General features: G+C 66.9%; 30 protein-coding genes. 3 read left to right on the top strand and 27 right to left on the bottom strand.

Translation table 11 applies throughout. The features are described from left to right. Positions 1-61 precede the first annotated feature (61 nt). Positions 62-1,162: a Ppx/GppA phosphatase family protein gene (locus tag ASF31_RS02775; RefSeq protein WP_055753203.1), complete on the top strand. Its 1,101-nt coding sequence runs from the start codon at positions 62-64 to the stop codon at positions 1,160-1,162. On the opposite strand, the gene ASF31_RS02770 is transcribed toward ASF31_RS02775, so the two are convergent. The 5 genes from ASF31_RS02770 to gyrA are packed head-to-tail and all read right to left on the bottom strand — an operon-like array spanning position 1,163 to position 7,132. Beyond that, complete coding sequence (locus tag ASF31_RS02770) at positions 1,163-2,038, bottom strand: peptidylprolyl isomerase (RefSeq protein ID WP_055753202.1); 876 nt, start codon at positions 2,036-2,038, stop codon at positions 1,163-1,165. It lies immediately after the preceding gene. 26 nt (positions 2,039-2,064) lie between these two features. Next, positions 2,065-2,928, bottom strand: coding sequence for a peptidylprolyl isomerase (locus ASF31_RS02765; RefSeq protein ID WP_055753201.1), 864 nt, complete (start codon positions 2,926-2,928; stop codon positions 2,065-2,067). 13 nt (positions 2,929-2,941) lie between these two features. Continuing rightward, on the bottom strand, positions 2,942-3,427 hold the full coding sequence (gene coaD, locus ASF31_RS02760; RefSeq protein ID WP_017504115.1) for a pantetheine-phosphate adenylyltransferase: 486 nt from the start codon (positions 3,425-3,427) through the stop codon (positions 2,942-2,944). Positions 3,428-3,480: 53 nt separating this feature from the next. After that, a complete protein-coding gene (locus ASF31_RS02755; RefSeq protein WP_055753200.1) occupies positions 3,481-4,320 on the bottom strand; it encodes an aminotransferase class IV in 840 nt (279 codons plus the stop codon). Between the two features lie 34 nt (positions 4,321-4,354). Continuing rightward, positions 4,355-7,132: a DNA gyrase subunit A gene (gyrA, locus tag ASF31_RS02750; RefSeq protein WP_082464975.1), complete on the bottom strand. Its 2,778-nt coding sequence runs from the start codon at positions 7,130-7,132 to the stop codon at positions 4,355-4,357. A 122-nt stretch (positions 7,133-7,254) separates the two neighbouring features. On the opposite strand from gyrA, the gene ASF31_RS02745 reads away from it, so the two are divergent. Continuing rightward, positions 7,255-7,830 (top strand): superoxide dismutase family protein, encoded by a 576-nt coding sequence (locus ASF31_RS02745; protein WP_045810201.1) that lies wholly within the window; start codon positions 7,255-7,257, stop codon positions 7,828-7,830. Positions 7,831-7,868: 38 nt separating this feature from the next. On the opposite strand, the gene ASF31_RS02740 is transcribed toward ASF31_RS02745, so the two are convergent. From ASF31_RS02740 to ASF31_RS02655, 19 genes are all read right to left on the bottom strand, one after another. Continuing rightward, positions 7,869-8,402 (bottom strand): DUF1003 domain-containing protein, encoded by a 534-nt coding sequence (locus ASF31_RS02740; protein WP_055753199.1) that lies wholly within the window; start codon positions 8,400-8,402, stop codon positions 7,869-7,871. A gap of 29 nt (positions 8,403-8,431) precedes the next feature. Continuing rightward, positions 8,432-9,370, bottom strand: a complete 939-nt coding sequence (locus tag ASF31_RS02735; protein WP_055753198.1) for a DMT family transporter — start codon at positions 9,368-9,370, stop codon at positions 8,432-8,434. A gap of 114 nt (positions 9,371-9,484) precedes the next feature. Then, complete coding sequence (gene ssb, locus ASF31_RS02730) at positions 9,485-9,982, bottom strand: single-stranded DNA-binding protein (protein ID WP_017504124.1); 498 nt, start codon at positions 9,980-9,982, stop codon at positions 9,485-9,487. Positions 9,983-10,148: 166 nt separating this feature from the next. Beyond that, positions 10,149-10,571 (bottom strand): hypothetical protein, encoded by a 423-nt coding sequence (locus tag ASF31_RS02725; protein ID WP_055753197.1) that lies wholly within the window; start codon positions 10,569-10,571, stop codon positions 10,149-10,151. Beyond that, positions 10,571-11,242: a hypothetical protein gene (locus ASF31_RS02720; RefSeq protein ID WP_055753196.1), complete on the bottom strand. Its 672-nt coding sequence runs from the start codon at positions 11,240-11,242 to the stop codon at positions 10,571-10,573. The genes ASF31_RS02725 and ASF31_RS02720 overlap by 1 nt, the downstream gene beginning before the upstream one ends. A gap of 81 nt (positions 11,243-11,323) precedes the next feature. Beyond that, the gene (locus tag ASF31_RS02715; protein WP_055753195.1) at positions 11,324-14,032 is read right to left on the bottom strand and encodes a hypothetical protein; all 2,709 of its coding nucleotides are present in this window, start codon (positions 14,030-14,032) and stop codon (positions 11,324-11,326) included. A 60-nt stretch (positions 14,033-14,092) separates the two neighbouring features. Next, positions 14,093-14,917 carry a flagellin gene (locus tag ASF31_RS02710; RefSeq protein WP_055753194.1) on the bottom strand — a complete coding sequence of 275 codons (825 nt, stop codon included), beginning with the start codon at positions 14,915-14,917 and terminating at the stop codon, positions 14,093-14,095. Positions 14,918-15,052: 135 nt separating this feature from the next. Then, positions 15,053-15,334, bottom strand: a complete 282-nt coding sequence (locus ASF31_RS14600) for a hypothetical protein (protein ID WP_156355835.1) — start codon at positions 15,332-15,334, stop codon at positions 15,053-15,055. An 84-nt stretch (positions 15,335-15,418) separates the two neighbouring features. Beyond that, entirely contained in the window at positions 15,419-16,156 is a 738-nt protein-coding gene (locus ASF31_RS02700; protein WP_055753193.1) for a flagellin, read from the bottom strand. A 111-nt stretch (positions 16,157-16,267) separates the two neighbouring features. After that, positions 16,268-17,071, bottom strand: coding sequence for a flagellin (locus tag ASF31_RS02695; protein ID WP_055753192.1), 804 nt, complete (start codon positions 17,069-17,071; stop codon positions 16,268-16,270). Between the two features lie 140 nt (positions 17,072-17,211). Then, positions 17,212-17,955, bottom strand: a complete 744-nt coding sequence (locus ASF31_RS02690; protein WP_055753191.1) for a flagellin — start codon at positions 17,953-17,955, stop codon at positions 17,212-17,214. A 287-nt stretch (positions 17,956-18,242) separates the two neighbouring features. Continuing rightward, positions 18,243-19,061 (bottom strand): flagellin, encoded by an 819-nt coding sequence (locus ASF31_RS02685; protein ID WP_055753190.1) that lies wholly within the window; start codon positions 19,059-19,061, stop codon positions 18,243-18,245. Between the two features lie 218 nt (positions 19,062-19,279). Then, on the bottom strand, positions 19,280-19,462 hold the full coding sequence (locus tag ASF31_RS02680; protein ID WP_197458562.1) for a hypothetical protein: 183 nt from the start codon (positions 19,460-19,462) through the stop codon (positions 19,280-19,282). Beyond that, entirely contained in the window at positions 19,422-19,901 is a 480-nt protein-coding gene (locus tag ASF31_RS02675) for a hypothetical protein (protein WP_055753188.1), read from the bottom strand. The genes ASF31_RS02680 and ASF31_RS02675 overlap by 41 nt, the downstream gene beginning before the upstream one ends. Continuing rightward, positions 19,898-20,281: a M15 family metallopeptidase gene (locus ASF31_RS02670; RefSeq protein WP_055753187.1), complete on the bottom strand. Its 384-nt coding sequence runs from the start codon at positions 20,279-20,281 to the stop codon at positions 19,898-19,900. Before ASF31_RS02670 ends, ASF31_RS02675 begins: the two co-directional genes overlap by 4 nt. Next, positions 20,278-20,547, bottom strand: a complete 270-nt coding sequence (locus tag ASF31_RS02665; protein ID WP_055753186.1) for a hypothetical protein — start codon at positions 20,545-20,547, stop codon at positions 20,278-20,280. The genes ASF31_RS02670 and ASF31_RS02665 overlap by 4 nt, the downstream gene beginning before the upstream one ends. Continuing rightward, positions 20,544-20,699: a hypothetical protein gene (locus tag ASF31_RS14385; RefSeq protein ID WP_156355834.1), complete on the bottom strand. Its 156-nt coding sequence runs from the start codon at positions 20,697-20,699 to the stop codon at positions 20,544-20,546. Before ASF31_RS14385 ends, ASF31_RS02665 begins: the two co-directional genes overlap by 4 nt. Further along, positions 20,696-22,132, bottom strand: a complete 1,437-nt coding sequence (locus ASF31_RS02660; RefSeq protein WP_055753185.1) for a DUF2793 domain-containing protein — start codon at positions 22,130-22,132, stop codon at positions 20,696-20,698. Before ASF31_RS02660 ends, ASF31_RS14385 begins: the two co-directional genes overlap by 4 nt. A 143-nt stretch (positions 22,133-22,275) precedes the next feature. Then, positions 22,276-22,737 carry a DUF4112 domain-containing protein gene (locus ASF31_RS02655; RefSeq protein WP_055753365.1) on the bottom strand — a complete coding sequence of 154 codons (462 nt, stop codon included), beginning with the start codon at positions 22,735-22,737 and terminating at the stop codon, positions 22,276-22,278. A 68-nt stretch (positions 22,738-22,805) separates the two neighbouring features. On the opposite strand from ASF31_RS02655, the gene ASF31_RS02650 reads away from it, so the two are divergent. Beyond that, complete coding sequence (locus ASF31_RS02650; RefSeq protein WP_055753184.1) at positions 22,806-23,762, top strand: endonuclease/exonuclease/phosphatase family protein; 957 nt, start codon at positions 22,806-22,808, stop codon at positions 23,760-23,762. On the opposite strand, the gene ASF31_RS02645 is transcribed toward ASF31_RS02650, so the two are convergent. Genes ASF31_RS02645 through ASF31_RS02635 form a run of 3 tightly spaced genes read right to left on the bottom strand, consistent with a single transcriptional unit; the run spans position 23,737 to position 26,152 of the window. Then, on the bottom strand, positions 23,737-24,951 hold the full coding sequence (locus tag ASF31_RS02645; protein WP_055753183.1) for a CCA tRNA nucleotidyltransferase: 1,215 nt from the start codon (positions 24,949-24,951) through the stop codon (positions 23,737-23,739). The two genes, ASF31_RS02650 and ASF31_RS02645, sit on opposite strands and share 26 nt — an antisense overlap. After that, complete coding sequence (locus ASF31_RS02640; RefSeq protein ID WP_055753182.1) at positions 24,948-25,610, bottom strand: CoA pyrophosphatase; 663 nt, start codon at positions 25,608-25,610, stop codon at positions 24,948-24,950. Before ASF31_RS02640 ends, ASF31_RS02645 begins: the two co-directional genes overlap by 4 nt. Then, positions 25,607-26,152, bottom strand: a complete 546-nt coding sequence (locus ASF31_RS02635) for a DUF1285 domain-containing protein (protein WP_055753181.1) — start codon at positions 26,150-26,152, stop codon at positions 25,607-25,609. The genes ASF31_RS02640 and ASF31_RS02635 overlap by 4 nt, the downstream gene beginning before the upstream one ends. Positions 26,153-26,159: the final 7 nt, after the last annotated feature.

The raw sequence follows: 26,159 nt of genomic DNA, 5'->3' as shown, positions 1-26,159 counted from the left end.
TGGCGGGTTAGGCTGATCAGGACGGGCGCCGCTTTGGACCGCCCACAACGGATGACGGCCCATGCCGGAGACCCACGGCGCGCCCCGACGGCGCGACGAGCGGTCCCAGCCTTCCCGTTCGCGGGATGCGTCGGGTCGAGATGCGCCGCTGTATGGCGCGCTCGATCTGGGGACCAACAATTGCCGGCTGCTGATCGCGCGGCCGTCACGCGAAGGCTTTCGCGTGGTGGACAGCTTCAGTCGCATCGTACGGCTGGGCGAAGGGCTGTCGCGGACGGGCCTTTTGGACCCGCGCGCCATGGACCGGGCCTATGACGCCCTGGCCCTGTGCGCCGAGCGGATCGTGCGCAAGGGCGTCGATTCCGCGCGACTGAGCGCCGTCGCCACCCAGGCTTGCCGCGCGGCCGAGAACGGCGCCGACTTCATCGACCGGGTGCGCAAGGGCACGGGCCTGCGCCTGCGGATCATCGATCCCGCCGAAGAGGCGCGGCTGGCGGTCGAGGGATGCCTGAACCTGATCGACCCGAAAGCCGAGGCGGTGCTGGTCATCGATGTCGGCGGCGGCTCGACCGAGATGTCGTGGCTGATGCGCAGCGGAACCGACTGGACGACCACTGCCTGGATGTCGGCGCCGGTGGGGGTCGTGACCCTGGCCGAGCGGCATCCCGAGCCGCCGAACTCCGGCGAGGCCTGGTACGAGGCGATGGTCGCCGACATGGGGGCGGCCATTGCAGCGGGCGGGATTGTGGACGACCCGATGCTGGACCTGTTCCGGCAGAACCGGGCGCATCTGGTCGGCACCTCGGGCGCGATCACCAGCTTGGCCGGCATTCATCTGAATCTGCCGCGGTACAATCGAGACCGGGTCGATGGCTTGTGGATGACGCGCGCCGACTGCGAGGCGGCGGCGGATCGCCTGAAGGCGCTGGGCCCGGACGGCCGGGCGCGCGAGGCCTGCATCGGTCCCGATCGGGCGGACCTCGTTTTGGCGGGCGCCGCCATCCTGGAGGCCGTGCAACGCGCCTGGCCGTCGGAGCGGGTGCGGGTCGCGGATCGCGGCCTGCGCGAAGGCCTGCTTCTGCAACGGATGCGCGAAGACAAGAAGCCGCCGAGGGGACGGCGTCGTCGGCGCGGACGGGGGCGGCCGGCCCCCGCCGCCTGATCAGGCGGCGGGCGTGACGCGCACCGGCAGTTCGATATCGCAGACCGAGAAATCTGCGCCGCGCGCCTGACGCGCCTGCTGCGCAAAGGTCTGGAAGGTGGCGGAGTTGGTGTTCAGAATGGCCGCCGTCGGACGTTCGGCTGCGGGCAGATCCGACGCCACGCGAACGCGGGTCATCTGATCCGGTCCCTGGACCAGACCATCCGGCGTGTCGCTGGCCTTTAGCGATCGCACGACGTCCAGACCGGACACGACCCGGCCCCAGACGGTGTAGCGCTTGTCCAGCGCCGGATAGGCCTGACGCATAAGGAAGAACTGGCTGTTGGCGGTGTCGTTGCCCTCGTCACGCGCCATGCCCGCGACGCCCGGGCAATATAGCGCCCAACCGTGGACCTTCTTGTCGCTGGTGCCGGATATCAGGGCGTCGGGCTGGGTCTGGACCGGGATGGAATCGACAAAGCCGACCAGGGCGCCGACCGGGGCCGCCACCGGAGTGAAGGCCATGTCCGCGCCACGGCGGAAGGTGAACTCGGCCTTCAGGTCGGGATACCAGCTCTGCCCCTCGCCCGTGCCCAGCGGATCGCCGGTCTGGGCCATGAACCAGTCGATCACCCGGTGCCAGACCAGGTTGTCGAAGAAGCCGCGCGACGCGAGTAACTTGATGCGTTCGACATGGGCGGGCGCGATCTCGGGCGCCAGTTCGACCAGAACACGTCCCTTATTGGTGTCGATGACCAGCAGGTTCTCGGGCGCGATCGTGCGCCATTCGCCGGGCGGCGGCGGGGGCGCGGGAACGGCCGTCGCGTCTTGCGCCAAGACGGCGCCCGCCGTCGCGGCCAGCACGGCCGCCGCCATCGCCATCGTTCGTATCGTCATCGTCCCCTCCCCCGTCTGCGAAAGCCTCAGCCGCCCGTCACTTCGGCGACTGGTTGAACATCGCAGACGCTGAAGGCCGCGCCGCGCGCAGCACGCGCCGTGGCGATCCGTTCTGCGAAGGCGGCGCTGCCTGCGTTCAGGACGCGCACGGTCGGACGTTCGGCTTCGGGCAGGGCCGAGGCCATGCGGACGCGGGTCATGGTGTCGGGATCGGTCACCTTGCCGTCCTCGGCGTCCGAACCCTTTTTCAGCTTGCCGACCACGTCCAGGCCGGACACCACGCGGCCGAAGGCGGTGTAGATACCGTCCAGCTGTTCGCGCGCGCCCATCATCAGGAAGAACTGGCTGTTGGCGCTATCCGGCGAACCCGAGCGGGCCATGCCCAGCACGCCGGGACAGAACAGGCCGTGGGCGTCGACCTTGAAGTCGGCGGTGACCATCATCTGGGCGTCGGGTTGGGTCTGGACCGGCAGATCGCCGACCAGACCGCGCACGCCCGCGCCGACGCTGGGCACCGCGACGAAGCCGGCGTCGCGTCCACGACGGAAGCTGAACTCGGCCTTCAGGTCCGGCAGCTCGCTGCCGCCCTCGCCCGTGCCCTTAGGATCGCCGGTTTGCGCCATGAAATCAGGGATGACGCGATGAAACTTCAGACCGTCGTAAAAGCCTTGATTGGCCAGGGTGCGGATGCGTTCTGCATGGTTGGGCGCGGCGACGGGGATCAGTTCGACCAGCACCCGGCCCTTCGACGTATCGATAACGAGCAGGTTTTCCGGCGCAATGGTGCGCCAGTCGGACGCCGCCGGCGCCGTTTGCGCCACAGCGGGGGCCTGGGCCGCTCCAGCCGCGAGAAGAGCGGCGATGGTCGCTGCGATGATGGCCTTACGCATGGTCTTGTCTACCCTAACCGTTCTTGACCTTGGCCCGCACTCGCTCGGCGATGGCGGGGCTGACGAAACTGTCGATCGCGCCATCCAGCCGGGCGATCTCCTTGACGAGCCGCGAGGCGATCGCCTGATGGCGCGGATCGGCCATCAGGAATACGGTCTCGATGTCCTGATTGAGGCGTTGGTTCATGGCCGTCATCTGGAACTCGTATTCGAAGTCGGCGACGGCGCGCAGACCCCGAATGATGACGCTGGCGTCCAGCTCTTCGGCAAAATGCATCAGCAGGGTCGAGAACGGCTGGACAACGATGTCGCCGCCGAGGGGCGCCATCTCGGCCTTCAGCATCTCGACCCGTTCGGCGGTGGAGAACAGCGGCCCCTTGTCATCGTTCTGGGCCACGCCGATGACCAGCCGGTCCACCAGCTTCAGCGCGCGCTTGATGATGTCGGTATGCCCGTTCGTCACCGGGTCGAAGGTGCCCGGATAAAGTCCGATGCGCATGCGTGTCTCCCCGGCCTGTCGCGTGGCGTCAGCGTCGTTTAGCAGGTGCGAAATCAGCGGCCTAGCCGGCTGACGCCTTCGTCATCGCCATGATACTCGATGGGCTGCGGCGGCTGGGCGCTCCAGGCCGCTTCGACCTTGGTGAGTAGGGCCGGGTCATTGGCGAACGAGACGTCGTCGATGGCGATGATCGGGCATACGGGCGTGGCGCTGTTGCACAGGAAGGCGGCGTCGAAGGCGCCGATCGCGTCGAGACGGATCGGTCGCGTCTCGCTGGTCAGCCCAACCTGGGGCAGCCCGCGCGTGATCAAGGCTTGGGTCACGCCTGCCAGCATCGGGGCGTGGGGCCAGACGATCCGTTCGCCTTGGACAAAGCCGATGTTCCACAGCGTGCCTTCGGTGACCCGCCCTTCGCCATCCACAAACAGGGCGTCGTCAAACCCGGCGGCGCGCGCGGCGCGGCGCGCGCGAATCAGGCCGAAGGTGGCGAGATGCTTCAGATGCGGTGCCTCGCGCTCATAGGGCATGGCGGTGACCCGCACCTGGGTCGCCAGCGGCGGCGGCGCAGGGGAGACACTGGTCATCACCTTCGGTCGGCCGACATAGGTCGGGTTGCGATGACCGATCTCCGGCGAGAACAGGCTGACGCGCAGCCAGCAGGCGTCTCGGCCGGCGACCGCCAACGCCATCAGACGCCGAAACTCCGCCTCGCTGGGGCTTTCGCCGAACAGTTCGACGGCGGCCTGCTCCAGACGGGCGAGGTGGAGGTCGAGGCCGCGCGCGGCGCCATCCTCGACGCGGAAGGAGGTATAGGCGCCGTAGTTGACCAACGCCTGGTGCGCCAGGTCGTCAGGCGTGGCGGGAAGGCCGTCGATCAGAATCGTCGCGCTCAAACGACCCTTCCCTGCTCTGCTGCGCGGAGGCGGATCAGGCCTCGCTGCCTTCTTCTCCAGCGACATCCGCATCGTCCGCGCCGCCGCTTTCCGGCAGACGTTCAACCGAGACAACCTTTTCATCCTTGCCGGTGCGGAAGATGGTGACGCCCTGGCTGGAGCGGCCGACGATGCGGACCTGATCCATCCGCGTACGGATCATTTGCCCACCCGAGGTGACCAGCAGCAGGTCGTCGGTTTCCTCGACCGGGAAGGCCGCCGCCAGGCGCGTGCCGGCGCGACCGCCCAGGCCGTGGGCCGTCAGGCCCTGACCGCCGCGACCGGTGCGGCGATACTCGTAGGCCGAGGATCGCTTGCCGAAGCCGGTCTCGGTGACCGTCAGGATGAACTGTTCGGCGGCGCCCAGTTCGGCGATCCGCTCCACGGTCAGAGCCGCATCCGCGACCTCGTCTTCAGCCTCGACCGGAGCTGCGGCATCCTCTTCCGCATCCGCGCCGGCCAGGGCCTTACGCATGGCGTTGGCGTGTTTGACGTAGGCGGCGCGTTCTTCCGGTGTCGCGTCCACACGGCCCAGGATGGCCATGGAGATGACCTCGTCGCCGTCCTGCAGCCGCACGCCCCGGACGCCGGTCGAATCCCGTCCCTTGAACACGCGCACGTCGTCGGCCTTGAACCGGATCGCGCGGCCCAGCGCCGTCGTCAGCAGCACATCGTCGTCGGCCGTGCACAGGCCGACGCCGACCATGCGGTCAGAGCCTTCCAGCTTCATGGCGATCTTGCCGGCGCGGTTCACGGTGGCGAAGTCCGACAGCTTGTTGCGCCGCACGTCGCCGCTCGAGGTGGCGAACATGATGTCGTAGTCGCCCCAGGTCGTCTCGTCCTCGGGCAGAGGCAGGACGTTCATGATGCTGTCGCCCGGCTCGATGGGCAGCAGATTGACGAAGGCCTTGCCCCGCGATTGCGGATTGCCCAGCGGCAGACGCCAGGTTTTCAGCTTGTAGGCCTTGCCGTTGGTGGCGAAGAACAGGACCGGGGTGTGGGTCGAGGCGCTGAACACGCCGGTAATGGCGTCCTCGTCCTTCATCGACATGCCGCTGCGACCCTTGCCGCCGCGATGCTGGGTCCGATAGGCGTTCAGGGCCACGCGCTTGACGTAGCCGCCATGGGTGACGGTGACGACCATGTCCTCGCGCGGGATCAGGTCCTCATCCTCCATCTCGCCGTCGCCTTCCCCGATCAGGGTGCGGCGCGGAACGGCGAACCGATCCTTCACGTCGATCAGGTCGTCGCGGATGATGGCCAGGACGTTCTTGCGGTCCGACAGGATGGTCAGGTGGCCCTGGATGGTGTCGGCCAGGCCGTGCGCCTCGCCGAAGATGTCGTCGCGGCCCAGGCCGGTCAGACGCGACAAGGTCAGGGCCAGGATGGCGCGGGCCTGTTCGTCGGTCAGTTTCAGGCTGTCGCCATTGATCACGACGCTGCGCGGATCGGCGATCAGCTCGACCAGGGCCATCATGTCGCCGACAGGCCAGGCCTTGGCCTGCAGCCGCTCGCGCGCCTCGGTCGGATCGGCCGACGAGCGGATGATGTGGATCACCTCGTCGATATTGGCGACGGCGACGGCCAGACCGACCAGGACGTGGCCGCGATCACGGGCCTTGTTCAGCTCGAACTTGACGCGGCGAACCACGACCTCCTCGCGGAAGTCGAGGAAGATCTGCAGCAGTTGGCGCAGGCCCATCTGCTCGGGCCGGCCATGGTTCAGCGCCAGCATGTTGACGCCGAACGAGCTCTGCATCGCGGTATAGCGCCACAGCTGGTTCAGGATCACGTCGCCGGACGCGTCGCGCTTCAGCTCGATGACGATCCGCATGCCTTGGCGGTCGGATTCGTCGCGAACGTCGGAAATGCCTTCCAGCCGCTTCTCGCGCACCATTTCGGCGATGCGTTCGATCAGGGTCTGTTTGTTGACTTGATAGGGCAGTTCGGTGACGACGATGGCCTCGCGGTCCTTGCGGATCTCCTCCACCGAGGCGCGGCCGCGCACGACGACCGAGCCGCGACCGTCGCGCAGGGCGTTGCGCGGCGCAGTGCGGCCCATGATCTCGCCGCCGGTCGGGAAGTCTGGACCAGGCACGATGTCCAGCAGGGCGTCGTCGGTGACGTTCGGATCATCCAGCAGAGCCAGGGCCGCATCCACGACCTCGCCTAGATTGTGCGGCGGGATGTTGGTCGCCATGCCGACGGCGATGCCGCCCGCGCCGTTGACCAGCAGATTGGGGATCCGGCTCGGCAGAACGACCGGTTCCAGCTCCTTCTCGTCGTAGTTCGGCTGGAAATCGACCGTGTCCTTGTCGATGTCGGCCATCAGGGCGACGGCGGCCGGGGCCATCCGGGCCTCGGTGTAACGCATCGAGGCGGGCATATCGCCGTCGACCGAACCGAAGTTGCCCTGGCCGTCGACCAGCATCAGCCCCATCGAGAAAGGCTGCGCCATCCGCACCAGGGCCATATAGACCGAGGCGTCGCCGTGGGGGTGGAACCGGCCCAGCACGTCACCGACCACACGAGCGCATTTCGAATAGCTGCGCTCAGGCGTCATGTTCAGATCGTGCATCGAATACAGGATGCGACGGTGAACCGGCTTCAGCCCGTCACGGGCGTCAGGAAGCGCGCGCGAGACGATCACGCTCATGGCGTAGTCGAGGTACGAACGCTTCAGTTCGTCCTCGATCGTGATCGTGGAAATGTCGGAGCCTCCGCCTCCCGGAACGATCGGAGATGCGGCGTTTTCGTAGCTGTCGTCGGTCAATGAAGCGTGGCTTTATGCGGCCGGAATCGGAACGTGATCCGCTGTGACGATTTCTAGCATTCCAGGGCCTCGGTGGCAAAGCGACGTCGCCGTGAAAGCCCGTCTCTGAAAGGACTTTCGACATGCGCGCCACCCGCCTCGCCGCCGCCCTTCTCCTCGCCTCCCCCTTGGCCCTGACAACCGCCTGCGCCGCGACCGGAAACGCGCCCCAGGCGGCCGTCGAACGCGCGCCCGTCGGCGCGACGGGACAGGCCGTTCTGATCAACGCCTCCGGCGCCAATATCGGTCGCGTCGACCTGCGTCAGGGACCGACCGGCCTGCTGATGAAGATCGAGGCTTCAGGCCTGACGCCCGGATGGCACGGCATCCACATCCATGCGACCGGCGAATGCGCCGCGCCCTTCACCTCGTCCGGCGCCCACATCAACCACGGCGAGCCCAAGGCCCCGCACGGCCTGTTGAACGCCGCCGGTCCGGACGACGGCGACCTGCCCAACGTCTGGGCCGGTGCGGACGGTAAGGTGAACGCCGAGCTGTTCACGACCCGCGCCCGGATTTCGTCCGAAGGCCCCGGCCAATGGCTGTGGGACGCCGACGGCTCGGCCATCATCATCCACGCCAACCCCGACGACCATTCGACCCAGCCCATCGGCGGCGCCGGCGACCGGGTGGCCTGCGCGGCGCTCAGCGCAAGCTAAGCTTTTTCCGAAACGGAAGATGGCCCGCTGGACAGCATTCAGCGGGTCTCTTTTTGTGCGAGAAGACGGCGGATCATTTCGGTCTGCTCCTCCTGCCGGGCGGTCATGTGTTCGACCTTTTCCAGCAGGCCCATGATCTCGATCTCGGCCTTCAGATTGACCTGATAGTCATTGCCCGCATCCAACCGATCCTTTGACGCCTGGCGGTTCTGGCTCATCATGATAACCGGCGCCTGGATCGCCGCCAGCATCGACAGGACCAGGTTCAGAAAGATGAAGGGATAGGGGTCGAAGGCTTCCTTGCGCAGCAGCAGGTTCAGCCCGGTCCAGATCGCTAGGAAGACCCCAAACGCGATGATGAAGGGCCATGAACCGCCGAAGGCCGCCACCCGATCGGCCAGCCGCTCGCCAAAGGTTTGGCGGTCGTCGAAGGTCTCGTTGATGTCTTCGGAAACGGGGCGACGATCGGCGGTGCTCTGAACGACGACGGCTTCGTTTGCCGGAAGATCGTGCTTCGCCTTGCCCAGCCAGCGGCGGGAAACGTGGTCGGCGTCGAGGGGGGCGTGGTGCATGAGGGGCTCCTGATACGATCAGGAACAGATCAAGCCTTGGCGGCGCCGGCGCGCAAGCCCCGTTCGGCCAGGGCCACCAGGGCCACCCCGCCCATGGTGATGGCCGATCCCGTCAGAATCTGCGGCGTCAGGATGTCGCCCATGAAGCTCCAGCCGATGAACATCGACACCACCGGCGTGACCAGCAGATAGGGCGTCACCCGCCCCGCTTCGCGCCGCTGGACCAGCCAGAACAGCAGGGTGGTCGCCAGCACCGACGACACGACGCCCGCCCACAGCAAAGAGGCCCAGACCATGGGCGTGGCGCTCTTCACCGCCTCCCACTGGCCATGCTCGAACACCGCCGAGCCGAAAGACATGACGGGAAAGGCCCCCAGCGCCAGCAGACCCTGCATCTTCAGCGGCGGAATGGAGGTGGTGCGACGCGCGACCACCGTGGTCACGCCCCAGGCGGCGCCGGCCGCGATGGCGACCAGAATGGCCTTCCAGTCCTGCAACGCATGGGCGTCCAGCGTCATCCAGGCCACGCCGACGAAGGCCACGCCCATGCCGACCAAGGCCGCCTTGGACAGCCGCTCGCCCAGGATCAGAAAGGCGAACAGGGTGGTGAAGGGGATCCACAACTGGTTGGCCACCGTAACAGGGCTGACGTCCGTCGCCAGCCAGTAGGCGGTGTAGGCCAGGCCGTACTGGATCGGCCCGCCGATGATCACGATCAGCATCAGGCTCTTCCAGTCCGGGAACGGCGGCCGCACGAAAGCGATCAGACAGGCGGTGGCGATGCCGAACCGGATGGCGCCGACCAGCAGCGGCGACAAGTCCTGCGTCGCCAGCTTGGCCCCGGCGTTGTTGACGCCCCACACCACGATGATCGCCACGATGGCGGCGATCTCCAGCCCTGTCAGGGCGTGAGGCCTCTTGGGCAGAGGCACGGGCGCAGGCGCAACTTCGGAACGGACGTCAGTCATGACCGCCCTATGGCACGACGCGCCCGCCGCGTCGGCTCACTTTGGATGACCTGAGGTTTCCGCTCAGAAATGCGGCTTGGCGACCGCTCGCACCGATCGCCAAGTCAGACTGCCTCAGAACGGGATGTCGTCGTTCAGGTCGTAACTTTCCTTGGGGCCGCTCGGCTTGTTGGCGCCGCCGGTGGAGAAGCCCGAGGAATAGTCGTCATCGCCGCGACCACCGCCGCCGCCATAACCGCCGCCGGACGAGCCGCCTTCCGAACGGCCGCCCAGCATGGTCAGTTCACCCTTGAAGCGGCTGACCACGATCTCGGTCGAATATTTCTCGACACCCTGCTGGTCGGTCCATTTGCGGGTCTGGAGCGCGCCCTCGATGTAGACGGTCGAGCCCTTCTTCACATAGTTTTCGACCACCTTGACGATGTTGTCGTTGAAGATGACGACCCGGTGCCACTCGGTCTTTTCCTTGCGCTCGCCTGAGGACTTGTCGCGCCAGGTCTCCGAGGTGGCGATGGAGAGGTTGGCGATGCGGTCGCCATTAGGCATGGAGCGGATCTCGGGGTCGCGACCCAGATTGCCGACCAGAATGACCTTGTTGACGCTGCCCGCCATGGAAACTTCCTTCTTGTGTGAGGCGGCGACGACTTCACCTGCCCTGTCAATTCAGTCCGATGTCTGACTGGAGCAGCACGCCACCGCCAGCCGCTTTTGACATCCGACCCGCCAAAACGGTGGATCATTAACAAAATGTTCCACCTTTGTTCTTTTTGCGCAAGCCCTACCTGGCGGCAGGGTCGGCGGCGATGGCGATGGGACGACCCGTCTCGTCGCGCTGGATGGCGCCGGGGATGGCCAGACGACCGTCGCCTGTGCGCGCCATGGCGAAGAAGCGACTGCCGTTCAGGCTCTTGCCGATCTTGACCCCTTCGCGGTCCACGAAGATGAAGCGGCCCTGATAGGCGCCGGCGATTTCCTGGTTCGATCCTCCCATGCGCAGGAAGCGAAGGCGCATCTCCTCCAGCCGCGCGGCGCATTGTTCGAGCTGGGGCTGGTCGTCGGCGATCTTCTGCAAACGAGGCGGCGCATTGTCCGGCGTCGCCACGAAGTAGCAGGCGCCCTCGGCGAACTCATATTTGGGTTCGTTTGAGCAGGCGCCCAGCAGAGCAGTCCCGGCGATGGCGGCGAGGGCGACGAAACGCATCAGTTCATTCCCGTGAATTGGCAGTTGCGATCCTGCTCGGCCAGGGTCCTGAAACGGTTGTTGTCGTTCGACTGTTCCACCCGGCGGGGCACCAGACGCAGGGTCGTATCGCCCCAGCGGCCGTATTGGGCGTCGCCCGGCCCGACGCAGGTTCCGGCGTAAAGCGCTTGAACGCAGGCGTTCAGGCTCATGTTCGGCGACAGGGTGCGCCAGTCAGAGCCGGTGTGGCGCAGGCAGGGACTGCCGCTGGCCACGGGCGTGGGGCGCGGCGCAGGCGTCTGTTCGACGGAGGCCGGCGGGGGGGTCTGGGCCATCTCGACCGCAGGCAGTTCGGGCGGCGGGGCGAAGGCGGCGGTCGGCGCGGCGGCCAAGGCGCCCGTCGCGTCCAGCCCCACGTCTAGAGCGTCCGTCGCCAGGCCATTGCGCTGGGCGCAGACCGCCAGGGTCGCCATGCCAACGAACTGGCCATCGACGAAGCAGCGCAGTTCCCGCGTCGGTTCCAACGTGGGCGCCTCGGCCAGGTTGACGACCAGGCCGCCCTTGGATGCCGGCGGCGCTTCCGTCGTCTTGTCGCCGCCGCCCGTAAAGATCAGGGCTAGAACGACGGCGATGACGATCGCCACGCCGGCGCCGACCAACAGGATGACGCGGTTGTCTTTCGGAAGGGCCATGAACGGGCTTTCGCGGATGAGGAGGTCAATAACTCCGACCCGGCCTCGGGCGTCAACCGCCTAGACCGGTCACGACCGCGATCAAGCCGTCAGGCGGCTCAGCGCAGCCTGATAGTTGGCCAGTTGCGTCTGCTGATAGGCGGTCGAGGAGCCGTTGCCGGTCTGGGTGTTGGTTATGCCGCCGGTCGATGGCGCGAGGGCGCGATAGGAGGACCGGACCGCCGTCATCGCCTGAGCCAGCGATTCGATGGCCGCCTTTATCGAGGCGGGATCGTTCAAGTTCAGCTTGTTCGACAGATTCAGCCCATAGGTCTTGATCGCGTCCTTGTCCGGCTTCACCGGACCGACGAAACCGGGCGTCAGGCCCAGCGCGCCCAGGGCGTCCTTGCCGATCGCCCCGGCGGAGATGACGGCGCCATCCTTGTTGGCCGCCGTCTTGATTTCCAGGCGCTGGACGATGGGTTTGGCCTTCAGGTCGGTGATGACCTTGGCCTCCAACTGGCGGCCAGAGGCGGCGTTGATCTTCTTGGCCAGGCTTTCCAGCGTGTCCTTGGCGTCAATGGTCACGGTGACGGCGCGGCCGCCGGCTGCGGGGCTGATCGAAAACTGATCGCCGACGCGGGCCGAGGTGGCGACGGTCAGCAGCTTTGAATCCGCCTGCATGATCTGGCCTTGAGGAAGGCCGAGGCGGTCGAGCACGCTGGCCCCGCCCGCTGCGATGCTCAGGCTGGTCGGCTTGGCCTGATCGCCGTCCGCGCGCCAGGTTCGGTTCGATTGGACCTGGCCCGTGGCGAGATCGATCTGGGCCAGATAGCCGGACGTGGAGTCGTCCTTGCCGGCGCCTTCCGCCCGGTTCGTGCCGGTGATCCAGACCTTGCCGTCCTTGATGGCGACGTCGGCGGCGGTGTCCGCGCCCGCCCCGCCGAAATAGGTCAGTTGGTCGCTGGCCGAGACCTGAAGGTCGGTCGACAAGGTGGCGATGAAGACGTCGCTGCCGCCGGCATGGGCGTTGGTCACCGTCGCGATATCGAGGGCGGTGTTTTCAGTGTGGCCGGTCACCACGACCTTGCCGTTCTCAACCGATATGCCGGCGATCGCGCCGCTGGCGTAGCCAAGGTCACGCGTCGAAGCCAGGCTCGGCACGCCGTCGGCGTCCAGGGTGAAGCGGCGCACGACCGCCTTCCCGTTCTCGACGCCGGCCGTATAGAGGTCGTTTCCTGACACCGTCATGGCCTGAACGGAATCGTCGCCGCTGGTGCCGAACTGCACGGTCGCGACGTTCACGCCCACGTCCGGGCCGTTGATCTTTATCGGCTTTTCCTGGAAGGCCTGAAGATAGGAATCCCAGCCGCCCAGGGCCGCATTGCCCGGCATGGCCGATTTCGACCGGCCGGCGACATAGACCATGCCGTCGGCGCCGAAGCGGACCTCGGTCGCCTCATCGGCCGCCTTGGCGCCGCGCCGCTGTGTCCACAACTCCTGGCCCGAACTGTCGAACACCGAGACGAAGCTGTCGGCCACGGCCGCGTTGTCGCCGCTCTTGCCGGGTTCCAGCGCCCCGGTCACCGATCCGGCCAAGGCGACCCGGCCGTCATCGTCGATGGCGATGGAGAAGCCGTTGGCGCTAGAGGCGGCGCCGAGCAGCTTGGTCTGCATCAGATTGCCGGCGGAATCATATTTCATCAGGGCGACATCGCGCGCACCCTTGATCGGTTGACTGGCGTCGCCTGCCGTCAGTTCGGCGACGACCCAGACGGAACCGTCCGGGGCCACGGCGCTGGCCTTAACCGCAGCCACGCCGTCGGGCAGGTCGGCGTGTCCCACCCTGCCCTCGACCCAGAACGGATCATCGACGCCCTGCTGGGCGGCCGGCGCCGCGCCGCCGTCGGCCTGGAACTTCAGCAGTTGGCCCGCCGTGCCGGTCTTGCCGACCCCTTGCGTCACATAGACGGCGTCGGAGGTGTCGACGGCCTGGAAGCTGATGGCTTCGCCGGTCCCGCCATTGACCTTCAACGCCCACTGATCCGGTCCGGCCGGCAAGGTGATGGTCTTGGTTCCGCTTTTGACGGTCTTCGGCTCGGCCGGGATCAACTGAGCGCTGATGCGCGTCGCGACGCCCGCATCCTCCAGCTTGCCGTTCATATAGGCGGTGACATTGGCCAACGACCGATCGACCGCGCCCATTTCGGACAGGTCCATGGCGATCGCCTGCTCCCCGGCCGCAGTCTTGACGGTCACGGAGAACTTCACGTCGCCCTCGAACGCCTTGACCGAGGCGGTGGGATCGCCGTCGTGGATGGGGGCGGTGACGAAACTGGTCGGCGCCCGTTCCAGCGCATAGGTGCTCTTGACCGAAGTCTGGGCCACGCCCTGCACCAGCCGCATATCTTCGAAACTGGCGGTGCTCAGATACGTCGACAGTTCGGCCAGGCCCTCGCCGAACCGCTTGGACACCAAGGCCGCTTCTGACGCGCTCAGCCCCTTGACGCCAGCACGGTCGGCCAGGGCGCCCAGCGTGTTCAGGCCCTGATACAGGGCGAACATCTTGCGGTAGTCGGTAGAGGCGCCGGCCAGGTCAAGGCTGACATTGCCCTCGTCGATCAGGCGGCGACCGCCCAGGGCCGCGCGGACCAGGTCGCTGGCCTTCGCCGGTGTCGCCGTGGACGACCAGGGGGCCGTCGGTTGGGTCTTCTTGGTTTTGACGGCCGGGCTGGCGGTCGTGGCGGCGCCTGACGACGACGTCCCCGTCGTCGTTCCGAAAAGACCCAGCAGATAGCTGTTGTTGATCATTCAGACGGCTCCGACCCTATCGTGCGGCGGGCGTCGATAAGGAACCGTTAAGCTGTCCGATCAGCCCTTGAACAGCGACAGGATGACCTGCGGCGCCTGGTTGGCGATCGACAGGGCCTGCACGCCGAGCTGCTGCTGGACCTGCAGGGCCTGAAGGCGGGCGCTTTCCTTGGCCAGGTCCGCGTCCACCAGATTGCCGATGCCGGCTTCCAGCGCGTCCGACAGCTTGCCGACATAGGTGGTGTGGCGTTCGATCTGCTTGGACTGGGCGCCCAGTTCCGCCAGACGCGCGCTGCTGGTGGTGATGGCGGCGTTGACGGCGGCCAGGGCCGTGTTGGCGTTGGCCTGGCTGGTCAGGGTCGTGCCGGTCAGCGACAGGCCAGCGACGGTCAGGTTCTGACGATCCAGCGCGATGGTCTCGGCGCCGTCGGCGCTGGCCAGGAAGTTCAGCGTCGTCGTCGCCGAACCGTCCAGAATGTTGGCGCCGTCGAAGATGGCGTTGTTGGCGAACGAATCGATCGAGCTCAGCAGCGCCTGAAACTCATCATTGTAGGACGTGCGGGTGGCGGCGCTGGCGCTCGGGTCCGCCGCTGCGGTCGCCTTCTGCTTTAACTCCAGCAGGATGTCCGAGATCTGCTCGCCGGCCGCCAGCGAAACGTCGGCGATAGATGTCGCGCGGTTCAGGCTGGTGGTGACGGCTTCGAGCGATCCCCGGTCGGCGCGTTGACCTTGCGCGACCGCCCAGACCGCGGCGTTGTCGCGCGCGCCCTGAACCTTCAGCCCCGTGTTCACCCGGCTCTGCGTCGCCGCCAACTGGTCGTTGGTGCGGTTCAGATTCTGCAGGGCGATCATCGCCGAGGTGTTGGTGTGGATGCTGGTGGTCATGGCTTCAAGCCCCCGGACGTTCTGTGGGCTACAGGATTAACCATGAGTCGTAATCACATGGTTAACGCGCCGGAAACCATGATTGCGCCGTCCGGCGAGCCGGCGGCGTTAAAGAGTTTGAGCCCTGGCCTGTCTTCAGACGGCGGTATCGACCAGACGACCGCCGCGGTAGGTCGGGTCGGTGTTCAACTTCTCGACATCCTCGCGCGGCAACTGGCGGATCACCTCGCCCGTCACACGGTCCAGAACCTTGTAGACGAAACGGTTGTCGCCCATGGCCTCGATGGTCAGTCGAAAGCGGCTGGCGTCGTGGTTGTCGTTCCTGGCCGCCGGCGCCGGCGTTGCAGGCTGGATGGCGACCGGACTGACGGGAGGGATTTGAGGTACGCTTACTGATCTTGCGACATTGTCTGTCATGGCTCCACGCACAGGTCGTCCTGCGCCCTCTAGAGAAACAAACGATCAGCCGGAGCGGTCGCGAAACCGCTCCGGCCGCGCGTCTTAGCGGAACAGGCCCAGCAGGATCGAGCTGCCCTGGTTGGCGATCGACAACGCCTGCACGCCCAGCTGTTGCTTGGTTTGCAGGGCGGTCAGCTTGGCGCTTTCCTTGGCCAGATCGGCGTCCACCAGATTGCCCACGCCGGCTTCAAGAGCGTCCTGAAGCTTGTTGACGAAGGTGATCTGACGGCCCAGCGACTTGGACTGGGTGCCCAAGGTGGCCAGGGCGCTCGTCGTCGCCGAGATGGCGGCGTCGACGTTCGCCGCGGTGGCGTTAGCGGCCGTGACGCTGCCGGTGTTCACGGCGGTGATCGCCGCGTTCGAACCCAGTGCCGTCAGGCTGTTCACGCCATCGAAGGTCGCGCCGGAGATGGCCGAGGCGACTTCCAGACCCAAGGCGTTGTAGTCGGCCAGATAGGCCGTCTGCGCCGAGCCGGTCGACGAGGCGATGTTGACGGCGAGCGACTTCATCTCTTCCAGGGCGGAAGTGACGGAATCGCCGGCGGCCAGAGCCACGTCGGTGATCGACTGGGTGCGTTGCAGGCCGGCGCGAACGGCGTCCTGCGAGGCGGCGTTGGCGCGTTGCGACGTGGCGATCGCGAAGATCGCACCGTTGTCCTTCGCCGACGACACCTTCATCCCGGTGCTGATCCGGTTTTGGGTCGTGTCCAGCTGTTGGCTGGTCTTGTTCAGGCTCTGCAGAGCGACTGCGGCGCCGTAGTTCGTATTGATGCTGGGCATTTCTAGCCCTCCTTTTCACTTCGTGAGAGCCCCGGCGTTTTGCCGGGGTGAGCGTTTTGCTCGGGGTTCAAGGCCACGACCCCGCCGCCGGGACGGCGAGGTCTCCGGGCCTTAGCGGAAGAGGCTCAGCAGTATCGAGCTGCCCTGGTTGGCGATCGACAGCGCCTGCACGCCCAGCTGTTGCTTGGTTTGCAGGGCGGTCAGTCGTGCGCTTTCCTTGGCCAGATCAGCGTCCACCAGATTGCCCACGCCAGCTTCCATCGCGTCCTGAAGCTTGTTGACGAAGGTGATCTGACGCCCGACCGACTTGGACTGGGTGCCCAGGGTGGCCAGGGTGCTGGTCACGCCCGCGATCGCCAGATCGACGTTCGCGGTGGTGTAGTTGGCGACGGTCGGCGTCGCCGCCGTAAACATCGCCAGTTGGGTGTTCGCGCTGACCGCCGTGGCGGTGCCCAGGCGATAGGTGCCCGAACCCGTCTGGACGTCGGTGGTCGTGCCTGCCGCCGTGTTCAACAGGTTGACCCCGTCGAAGCTGGCGCCGGCGATCGCGTCGTTGATTTCCTTGCCCAAGGCAGTGAAGTCGGCCTCGTAGGCCGTCTTCGCCGAACCCGTGGACGAGGCGATGTTGACCGCGAGCGACTTCATCTCTTCCAGGGCGGAGGTGATGGTGTCGCCGGCCGCCAGCGCCACGTCGACGATGGACTGGCCACGTTGCAGCGAGTTGCGAACCGCGTCTTGCGAGGCGGCGTTGGCGCGCTGTTGCGTGGCGATGGCGAAGATCGCGCCATTGTCTTTGGCCGAGGAGACTTTCAGGCCGGTGCTGATCCGGTTCTGGGTCGTCTCCAGCTGGGCGCTGGTCTTGTTCAGGCTCTGCAGGGCGACTGCGGCGCCGTAGTTCGTATTGATGCTGGGCATTTCTGGCCCTCCTTGTTCACTTCGTGAGATCCCCTGGCGTTTTGCCGGGGTGAGCATTTTGCTCAGGTCCGGGCGCCGGGAACCGACGACCGATCAGATGCGGCCTTGGCCCGACCGCCTTAGCGATCGGGCCGTGGGCCTTAGCGGAACAGGCTCAGCAGGATCGAGCTGCCCTGGTTGGCGATCGACAGCGCCTGCACGCCCAGCTGTTGCTTGGTTTGCAGGGCGGTCAGCTTGGCGCTTTCCTTGGCCAAGTCTGCATCGACCAGGTTGCCGACACCGGCTTCCATCGCGTCTTGCAGCTTGTTGACGAAGGTGATCTGGCGACCCAGCGACTTGGACTGGGTGCCCAGCGTCGCCAGCGACGATGTGACCGTCGCGATGCCGGCGTCCACCGCAGCCGTCGTGGCGCCCGCACGAGCGACGGAGCCGCCCGTCAGGCCGGTCACCGAGGCGACGCCCAGAGGCGTCGTCAGGCTGTTGGCGCCATCGAACGAAGCGCCAGAGATCGCGGTGGCGATTTCCGCGCCCAAGGCGTTGAAGTCTTTCAGATAGGCCGTCTCAGCATCCGAACCGGCAACCGAAGACTGGATGCTGACAGCGAGCGACTTCATCTCTTCCAGGGCGGAGGTGATCGTGTCGCCGGCGGCCAGGGCCACGTCGGTGATCGATTGGCTGCGTTGCAGCGAGTTACGCGTCGCGTCTTGCGAAGCGGCGTTGGCGCGCTGCTGGGTGGCGATGGCGAAGATCGCGCCATTGTCCTTGGCCGAAGACACCTTCATGCCGGTGCTGATCCGGTTTTGGGTGGTTTCCAGCTGGGCGTTGGTCTTGTTCAGGCTCTGCAGGGCGACTGCGGCGCCGTAGTTCGTGTTGATGCTGGGCATTTCTGGCCCTCCTTGTTCACTTCAGTGATTTCCGGCGTCGTTTTGCCGCCGGGAGCTTTTTGCTCGGTGAGTAAGAAGCAATTGCCGGGCCATTTCTGATCCGCACAAAAGCCTACAACTAACTGATTTTACTGGTTTACCTTTGATTTACCCTCCTTCCGACCCGGCAGCTCTTGCCGGGCTGGTCCGTGCACCAGGCAAGATTTGCCGGGTGCACGTCGAGTTGGTCTGCGCCTGTGCGGGTTCACCACACGGCGAAAGGCGAAGCCTTCAGCCCAATGGCGGGCTTAGTTGCGGAAGAGGCTCAACAGGATCGAGCTGCCCTGGTTGGCGATCGACAGCGCCTGCACGCCCAGCTGTTGCTTGGTCTGCAGGGCGGTCAGCTTGGCGCTTTCCTTGGCCAGGTCTGCGTCCACCAGGTTGCCGATGCCGGCCTCGGTCGAGTCCTGCAGCTTGTTGACGAAGGTCAGTTGCCGTCCGACCGACTTGGACTGGGTGCCGATCGTGGCCAGATCCGCCGTGATCGTGGCGATGGCGGTATCGACGATGGCGGTCGTGGCGCCGGCGCGGGCGGCGGTGCCGGCGGAGACGGCCGTGATCGGGGCGGCGGCCGCCTTGTCGGTCGTTCCGAAACCGATCTGATAGGTTCCGCCGCTGACGTTGGTGGTAATGTTGGTGGCCGTGGTGGTGTTCCACAGGTTGACGCCGTCGAAGGTCGCGCCCTTCAGCGCCGCGTCGATTTCCTTACCCAAGGCGTTGAAATCGGCCAGATAAGACGTCTCGGCGGCCGAGCCGGCGACCGACGATTGAATGCTGACGGCCAGCGACTTCATCTCTTCGAGGGCGGCGGTGATGGTGTCGCCGGCGGCCAGGGCCACATCGACGATCGACTGTCCGCGCTGAAGTGAATTCCGAACCGCATCCATAGCGCCCATGTTGGCGCGCTGGGTCGTCGCGATGGCGTAGATCGCGCCGTTGTCCTTGGCCGAGCCCACCTTCAGGCCCGTCGAGACACGGTTTTGCGTGCGCTCCAACATAGCGTTGGTCGCATTGAGGTTTTGCAGCGCAACAGCGGCGCCGTAGTTCGTATTGATGCTCGTAGCCATTTTGGCTTTCCTGTTCACTTCGTGTGATGTCCGACGCCATTTTAGCGTCAGGAGCGTTTTGCTCGGTCTTCAGGAGAGCAAGGGCGGGGCCAGTCCAAAATTCGACGCCAGCCACACTCCGACATTGATTTCATTGAACTTATCTCAGCGGTTTGCGAAACGACCCGGCAAGCCTGCACACCAGGCGGCAGAAGTTGCCGAGTCGTTTTTGCAGGGCGTCAGTCGCGGCGTCGCACCTGCGCGTCCTGCATCGCGCGTTCGGCCAACAGGGTCTCGACCGCCAGCCGCCGCGCCCCGTCGCAGGTCACGATCTGGGCGCCGCGCAGCAGATAGGCCGCGTCCAGATCGCCGGCCGTCGGTTCAGCCGGCAGGGTTGCCAGCGCGCACGGGCGTGTCGCCACCTCCGGCAAGACCAGTCGCGCCGGCGCAACCGTCGAGATCGGGGGCAACGCGGCACAGTTCGCGGTCATGGTCGCGCAGGCGATCAGCGCGGCGGTTCTCCAAGGAATGGTCGGCATCGTCGGCGCTCCTGCTCTGGGCGACGGCGGCCGTGGTCGCCCGGTCCGCCGCCCCCGTCATGTGGTGATAGTGATCGACGCGCTGGGCCTGAGCCGCGGCGCCTTCGGTTTCGATGCGTCGGGCGTCAGCCTGCGCCGCCGCCACGGCAGTCGCATCCCGCGCCTGATTGCGCGCGGCCTCCAGACGCTTGTGCTGCAGGTTCAGCGGATCCCAGCGAAAGCCGAGTCCGCCCAGCAGGACGCCCCCCAGCGCCACAACCGCCGCAGCGGTCGTCAACCAGCCGAGCGGCGTCAGCGCCCGCAGTATGGATCCAACCCTCATGGAAAGGCCTTTCGATCCAGCTCGAAATGCGGACCGTCCCGCAGCGTCTTCCAGTCCCCGCCCCAGATCAGCGGCGCCTTGAGATCCCGCGCCGCCGCCTTGAACGCCTGAGCGATCCGGTCATACAGGGGCCAGTCCCAGCGCACCTGCCCTTCGACCAGCGCGGCGACATCGACAGCGTGACCCGTCAGATGACGCGAGCGCGTCGTGCGGCTGGCGCCCGCCCTGACCAGGACAGCCTGACGTTCGGTTGTGCGCAGTCCCTCGGTGATCATGAAATCCACCGGCGTGCGCGCGATCGCCGCCTCGACCACCGCAATCAGAGCCGGGTGCACACCGATCAGCCGCGCGCGCGACCGGCTGGACAGACGAAAGCTCATGGTCGGCCTCCGCTGATCCGCAGCCGGGCGGTGGCGATCAGGGTGATCAACTGCTGAGCGGTCGGCGCCACCAGATAAAGCACCAGGATCAGGGCCAGCAGACCCATCAGCCCGTCCGTGATCCTGGGCAGCATCTCCGGCGGCGTCCGCCCGACCGTGCGCATCAAAAGCACCCACAGCCCCGCGCTGACGGCGAATGCGTAGAGGCGACGAAACAGCCATCGCCCCTCCGCCAAGGGGATCGCCCCCTGCTTGTGTCGGGTCATCGTTCGTCCTCCTCGTCATAGGTTTCGACGGCGCAACGGCCGTCCCAGCCAAACTGGGCGCGCCATTCCCCGTCGCTGAGGCTGTCGGGCGCTTCCCATGCCTCGGCCTCCAGCACCTCGACCGGCTCAGCCGGATGTCCACGCCGGCTCATCCGACGACCGTGATCAGAACCGCGCCCGACGCGCCCGAACCGCCTTGCCCGCCGAAGGTCAGGCCCGCGCCGCCTCCCCCGCCCCCGGCCCCGAACAGCGCGCCTGAGCCGCCGGGACCGCCCGCTCCGCTCGCTGATGCATCGCCGCCCCCGCCGCCGCCGCCGACCATCGACAACAGCGGCTTGGGCGAGGCTTGCCCCGCAGCGCCCGAGACGCCGCCGGCCGCGCGAAGGCCCGACCAGCCGCCCACGCCGCCCTCGCCTCCGGCATAGACGACACCGTCCGCGCTCAGACCGCCGCCTGCCCCGCCTCCGCCCGGCCCGTCCGAGCAGAGGGTTTCTACGCCCGTCGCCGCCGTCGCGGTTGTCGAAGAGCTGCCGCCGGGATTGGCGAGCCGTTGGCCGATACCGCCTGCTCCACCGACGCCAGGGCCGCCTGCGGTCCCGCCCGTCGCGCGCAACAGGACCGTGTCACCCGTCGCGACCTCACTATCGCCGCCCGACACGCCGCCGATCCCGCCGGCGCCGACCGTGATCGTCAGGACGCCGTCCAGATCGTCGGCCGACCAGCGTCCTAGGCTCAGCCCGCCGGCGCCGCCTCCGCCGCCGCCGAGACGCGACGCACCAGCCGGACCCGCCAGCCCTTCGCCCCCGCCGCCACCACCGCCCACGCAGGTCGCCTCGACCCAGCGCGCCCAGGCCGGCAGGGCATAGTCGTCATCGCTGGTGAACAGCGTCGTGTCGCGCCGGATCGCGCCCTGATCGAAGGCGACACGTCCCGTCGCGCGATCGACGCGGCACACCGACCGCCATATCCCGGCGTCGTCGCAGGCCTTGAGGCTCAGGTCGTCGTCGCCGATCAGGCCCAGCTCTGCGCGGGCGGCGTATCCGCTCTGGAACAGCAGCGACAGGACATCGCCCGCCGTCGTCTTGTTCAGCGTCAGGCGCAGGTCGCCGTCGCCACCTTCCTCCTCACCGCGCGCCGTGAAGAGGGCGGCGTTGATCTTGGCCGCCAGGGGATTGGCTTCGTCGGCGGTCGTCCCGAGACCCAGCCGCGTTAGGCCCTGCACCTCGCCTAGTCGCTGCCCCAGCGTGATCCAGCCCTCATCGGCCCGCACCACCACGACGCCTTCATCCAGGACGCCGGCGATCATGCCGTCCGGCGTCGTCACGACGGTCCAGCCGCCGCGCTCGAACCGCATCAGGGCGCCGGCCGGCCGCCCGGCCCAGGCTACGCCTTCGGCCTCTTGCGGCAGGATATAGAGATCGCCATCCGACGCATCGGCCGGCTGGATGACCGTCGTGCGACTGACCACCGCCGTCTGCAACAGGGCGTCCAGCCGGGTCATGGCCGTATTCAGGGTCACATGCTTCTGCATCTGCCCCGCCGCCAGATAGGGCAGGTTCAGACGCGCGCTGAAATCGTCGCTCATTCTTCTCTCCGTTGTCGTGGAGATCAGTCTGGACGCAGCCCTTCCTCAGGCCGGAAGACGGCCGTTCATTTGGATCAGGCCGTTGATTTCAGGCAGATTCGTTGCGGAGAAAACGATGGCTAGGCCGCCTCAGCCAGCGCATCTCAATCGTGCAGATAGATGATCCGCTTCAGCGTCTTGTCGTTCTGCACGCGCGCCTCGTGCATCGCGTGGTCGCCCGTGACGCGCGCATTGGCCTCGGTGTCCTCGACCCAGTGGGTGCTTTCGATATGTTTTTGCAGCGCCCGCGCCGCCATCAGCTGTCCGGGAAAGAAGGTGTCGACGATGTCGCCTGCGATCGGCACCGTACCAGTAGCGGTGTCGATGGCCATATAGGCCCCCATCCGCGCCAGGGTCGCCGGCGTCGCCTTGGCCCGCACGGCCTGAAGCATCAGCCAGCCGCCCGTTCCGACCGTGTATGCCGTGCCGACGACCGGCACCCAGGTCAGCATGGCGTCCAGCCCCATGCCGAACGGGCCGATGCCGATGACCCGGTCCGACAGTTTCTTGACGCCCTCGACATTGGACCAGATGTTCTCGATATCCCGGATCGACCGTCTGGCCATGTCGCCCTCCAAAGCGTCGCCTTAACGCTGGGCGAGGCTTCCTGTTCAATCCGAAAGAAACGTCTTCGATGACCCTGATCAAGCTGGCGGCGAATGTGACGGCGAGCGCCCTGCTGCTGGGCTTGGCGGCTTTCGGCGCAGCGGCGCTCAGCGGCATCGGCCATCGCTGGGTGGATATCCTGGCGCAATTCACATCGCCGATGTTGCTGGCGGCCGTCGGTGTGACCGTGGTCTGTCTGCTCTTTCGCCTATGGCCGGCCTCGATCGTCGGTGGACTGGCGTGCGTGGTGCTGGCCCTGTCGGTCTGGCCGCAATGGACGCCGACGAAGGGCACCCCGGTTCCCGACCAGCCGATCGTACGGGTCTATTCGGCCAATCTGTATGTGTTCAACACCGATGTCGCAGCCATGCGCCGGTCCATCGCGGCCGCCGACGCCGACATCCTGGTGCTGGTCGAGTTGGGGCAGGCCCCGGCGTCGCGGCTGGACCAGTTGCTGCCGGACTATCCCCACCGCGTTCTGATCGGCCAGGCGCGCGCCGGCGACCACGCGCGCTCGATCATCGCCTCGCGCTATCCGATCCTGCAAGGCCTGCCCGAGCGCCCCGACGGCCTCAGCGCCGTGGGCGCGACGGTTCAGACGTCTATCGGCCCGATCAACGTCTTCGGCGTCCACCTGACCCGACCCTGGCCCTATCAATATCAGTGGGGTCAGATCAGCCAGGTCATGGCCCTGGCCGAGCGGATGAAGGCCGCGCCAGACCATCCCGTCATCGCCGCCGGGGACTTCAACAGCGTCTCCAGCGCTCGAATCGGCAAACAAATCCAGTCCGACTTGGGCCTGGTCCCCGCGCCCGGCTGGCCCGGCACCTGGCCCAGCCAGATTCCCGCCTTCGCCGGCATCACCATCGACCAGATCTATCGCTCGCCTGATCTGGCCCTGATCACGCGCCGCCTGGGCGAGCCGACAGGATCCGACCACCGCCCCGTCATCACCGAGTTCACCCGCGCTCAGCCGCCGCGATAAGAATCTTCAGCCGCGCCTCATGCCCCTCGGCAGGGAAATCGTCATCGACCCAACCGTCCTCGAACGCCTTCAACACCCGCCCTGTCTTCGGCCCCGGCTTCAGGCCCAGACGATCCAGATCGCGCCCCCCGATCGGCATCTTGGGCGGCGTCCAATCGGCGGCCAGCGCCTGCAATCGCGCGCCGACGCCCGCACCGGCCGCCTGGGCGCGCATCAGCCGATCCTCGAACGCCCTGCGTCCCAAACGATAGATCGCCGCTCGCGCCTCGGCGTCGCTCATCGTCGGCGAAACCGCAGGCCCGTCCGCGACCGCCGCCGCCAACCGATCTCGCACCGCGTTCGACAATCTCAGACCACCCGCGATCTCCGTCACACCTGCCGCATCTGCGGGCACCAAGGCCGACAGCCGCATCACAGGATCGTCGGTCAGGTCACACATCGCATCGAACAGCGCTAGCGGCTGCGCCTGCGGCAGCACTTGAGCCAGCACGCCGGTCTCGGCCATCGCCCGCACCGCCGCACGCGGGTCAGGCGCCGCCAGCAGTTTCAACATCTCCTTGGACACCCGCTCGGCCGACAGCTGCGCCATCCCGGCCTTCAGCGCCGCGCACGCCGCCAGTCCGATCGCGTCCGGCTCACCCCGCCCGTACCAGGCGTAGAACCGGAAGAAGCGCAGGATGCGTAAGTAGTCCTCGCGGATGCGCGTCTCCGCCTCTCCGACGAAAACGATGCGTCCCGCCGCCGCATCCTCCAGCCCGCCGCCCGTCGGATCGAACACCGTCCCTGCCGCATCGGCGTAAAGGGCGTTCAGCCGGAAATCCCGCCGCGCCGCATCCTCGGCCCAGTCCTCGGTGAAGGCGACCACCGCACGGCGTCCGTCCGTCTCCACATCGCGACGCAGGGTCGTGATCTCATAGGGACGCCGCTCCGACACGCCCGTCACCGTGCCGTGCTCGACGCCAGTCGGCACGGCTTTCAACCCGGCCGCCTTCAGCGCCGCCATGGTCTGTTCGGGCCGCAAGCGCGTGGCGATGTCGATGTCATCGACCGGATGCCCCAGCAGACTGTTGCGCACGCAGCCGCCGACGAACCGCGCGCAGCCCGGACCGCCCGCCGCTTCCAGCGCCCGCATCACCGCCCGCGTCGCCTGGCTTTCCAGCCAGGGCTGTCCCTTCACAGAGACGCTCATGCCGCGTCCTCGTCGGCCGCCGCTTCTGGCACAGCCTCATCCCCATAAAGCCGCACGTGCAACGCCTTCAGAATCCCCGCCGTCACGCCCCAGATGTAGCGCTCGCCCCAAGGCATGGCCCAGAACCAGCGCCGCAAGCCCTCGTCCATGTCGTAAAAGTCGCGACGATGGTTGGCGGCGTCCATCAGAAAGTCCCACGGCGTTTCGAACACCTCGGCGACCTCGTCCGGCGACGGCGTCGTGACCGGCGCCTCGCGCAGCCAGCCGATCACCGGCGTGACCAGAAATCCGGTCCCCGTCTCATAGGCATCCGACAGGCCCAGCACCTCGACCGCCGCCGGGTCCAGCGCCACCTCCTCGTCCGCCTCACGAAGCGCCGCCTGAACTGCGGTTTCGCCAGGGTCCAGCCGACCGCCCGGGAAGGCGATCTGCCCCGTGTGCCGCGCCAGGGTGTCCGCGCGCCGCGTCAACAGCACGGTCGCGCCCTCGGGCCGCGCCACGATCGGGATCAGCACCGCCGCCGGCCGAAGTTCCTTGGCCGTCCGTGTCGCTTGCGGGTTCAGGTCGAAGTCCGACCGCGCCGCGACCAGTTCAGGCCGCCACGTCTCGACCGGCGCCAGCCGATCGACCAGCCGCGCCTTCAAGGTCTCCAGGCTCACGTCACCGCGCCCAGCGAGAAGACCTGGCCGCCCGACCGAACGACCAAGCGTCCATCGACCTCTTGGGCCATTTCGACCATTTCATAGAAGACCGACCGCGCGATGCGCGCCCACAAATCGCGTCGCACATGGATGCGCGGCGCCGGCTCGCCCGTCGTGGGATCGGTTTCAACGACGATGGGATCGGCCTCGCTCGCCCTCACCTCGTCCCCGACATCGGTGGTGAAAATCAGCGCGTCGCCTTCCCGACGCATCGCGACAGCCCGGAACGGCAAATCCTCGACGGTGATCTTCAGCTTTTCGACCGGCGTGACCAGGTGATAGCCGTCCGGGTCCTTCCTCAGCACCGTCGAGAACAGCCGCACCAATTCCTTGCGGCCAATGGGCGAGCCTTCGTGCATCCAGACGCCGTCCGCCCGGATGACGATATCGATGTCGCCGCAATGCGCGGGATGCCACAGGTGGACCGGCGGCAGCCCCTTGCCGGGCGCCTGTTTGGCCGCTTCGGCGACGGCGTTCAGTCCTGACTTGGGATTATCCATCCCCCTG

This window comes from Brevundimonas sp. Leaf280, assembly GCF_001422455.1.
Taxonomy (GTDB): Bacteria; Pseudomonadota; Alphaproteobacteria; order Caulobacterales; family Caulobacteraceae; genus Brevundimonas.
The sequence above is the reverse complement of the archived record's forward strand: the minus strand, read 5'-3'. Positions and strand labels throughout refer to the sequence as shown.

Coding starts and splice junctions, on each gene's coding strand:
- ASF31_RS02775 (WP_055753203.1), top strand. CDS start 62: ATGCCGGAGACCCACGGCGCGCCCCGACGGCGCGACGAGCGGTCCCAG.
- ASF31_RS02770 (WP_055753202.1), bottom strand. CDS start 2,038: ATGACGATACGAACGATGGCGATGGCGGCGGCCGTGCTGGCCGCGACG.
- ASF31_RS02765 (WP_055753201.1), bottom strand. CDS start 2,928: ATGCGTAAGGCCATCATCGCAGCGACCATCGCCGCTCTTCTCGCGGCT.
- coaD (WP_017504115.1), bottom strand. CDS start 3,427: ATGCGCATCGGACTTTATCCGGGCACCTTCGACCCGGTGACGAACGGG.
- ASF31_RS02745 (WP_045810201.1), top strand. CDS start 7,255: ATGCGCGCCACCCGCCTCGCCGCCGCCCTTCTCCTCGCCTCCCCCTTG.
- ASF31_RS02740 (WP_055753199.1), bottom strand. CDS start 8,402: ATGCACCACGCCCCCCTCGACGCCGACCACGTTTCCCGCCGCTGGCTG.
- ASF31_RS02735 (WP_055753198.1), bottom strand. CDS start 9,370: ATGACTGACGTCCGTTCCGAAGTTGCGCCTGCGCCCGTGCCTCTGCCC.
- ssb (WP_017504124.1), bottom strand. CDS start 9,982: ATGGCGGGCAGCGTCAACAAGGTCATTCTGGTCGGCAATCTGGGTCGC.
- ASF31_RS02725 (WP_055753197.1), bottom strand. CDS start 10,571: ATGCGTTTCGTCGCCCTCGCCGCCATCGCCGGGACTGCTCTGCTGGGC.
- ASF31_RS02720 (WP_055753196.1), bottom strand. CDS start 11,242: ATGGCCCTTCCGAAAGACAACCGCGTCATCCTGTTGGTCGGCGCCGGC.
- ASF31_RS02715 (WP_055753195.1), bottom strand. CDS start 14,032: ATGATCAACAACAGCTATCTGCTGGGTCTTTTCGGAACGACGACGGGG.
- ASF31_RS02710 (WP_055753194.1), bottom strand. CDS start 14,917: ATGACCACCAGCATCCACACCAACACCTCGGCGATGATCGCCCTGCAG.
- ASF31_RS14600 (WP_156355835.1), bottom strand. CDS start 15,334: ATGACAGACAATGTCGCAAGATCAGTAAGCGTACCTCAAATCCCTCCC.
- ASF31_RS02700 (WP_055753193.1), bottom strand. CDS start 16,156: ATGCCCAGCATCAATACGAACTACGGCGCCGCAGTCGCTCTGCAGAGC.
- ASF31_RS02695 (WP_055753192.1), bottom strand. CDS start 17,071: ATGCCCAGCATCAATACGAACTACGGCGCCGCAGTCGCCCTGCAGAGC.
- ASF31_RS02690 (WP_055753191.1), bottom strand. CDS start 17,955: ATGCCCAGCATCAACACGAACTACGGCGCCGCAGTCGCCCTGCAGAGC.
- ASF31_RS02685 (WP_055753190.1), bottom strand. CDS start 19,061: ATGGCTACGAGCATCAATACGAACTACGGCGCCGCTGTTGCGCTGCAA.
- ASF31_RS02675 (WP_055753188.1), bottom strand. CDS start 19,901: ATGAGGGTTGGATCCATACTGCGGGCGCTGACGCCGCTCGGCTGGTTG.
- ASF31_RS02670 (WP_055753187.1), bottom strand. CDS start 20,281: ATGAGCTTTCGTCTGTCCAGCCGGTCGCGCGCGCGGCTGATCGGTGTG.
- ASF31_RS02665 (WP_055753186.1), bottom strand. CDS start 20,547: ATGACCCGACACAAGCAGGGGGCGATCCCCTTGGCGGAGGGGCGATGG.
- ASF31_RS14385 (WP_156355834.1), bottom strand. CDS start 20,699: ATGAGCCGGCGTGGACATCCGGCTGAGCCGGTCGAGGTGCTGGAGGCC.
- ASF31_RS02660 (WP_055753185.1), bottom strand. CDS start 22,132: ATGAGCGACGATTTCAGCGCGCGTCTGAACCTGCCCTATCTGGCGGCG.
- ASF31_RS02655 (WP_055753365.1), bottom strand. CDS start 22,737: ATGGCCAGACGGTCGATCCGGGATATCGAGAACATCTGGTCCAATGTC.
- ASF31_RS02650 (WP_055753184.1), top strand. CDS start 22,806: ATGACCCTGATCAAGCTGGCGGCGAATGTGACGGCGAGCGCCCTGCTG.
- ASF31_RS02645 (WP_055753183.1), bottom strand. CDS start 24,951: ATGAGCGTCTCTGTGAAGGGACAGCCCTGGCTGGAAAGCCAGGCGACG.
- ASF31_RS02635 (WP_055753181.1), bottom strand. CDS start 26,152: ATGGATAATCCCAAGTCAGGACTGAACGCCGTCGCCGAAGCGGCCAAA.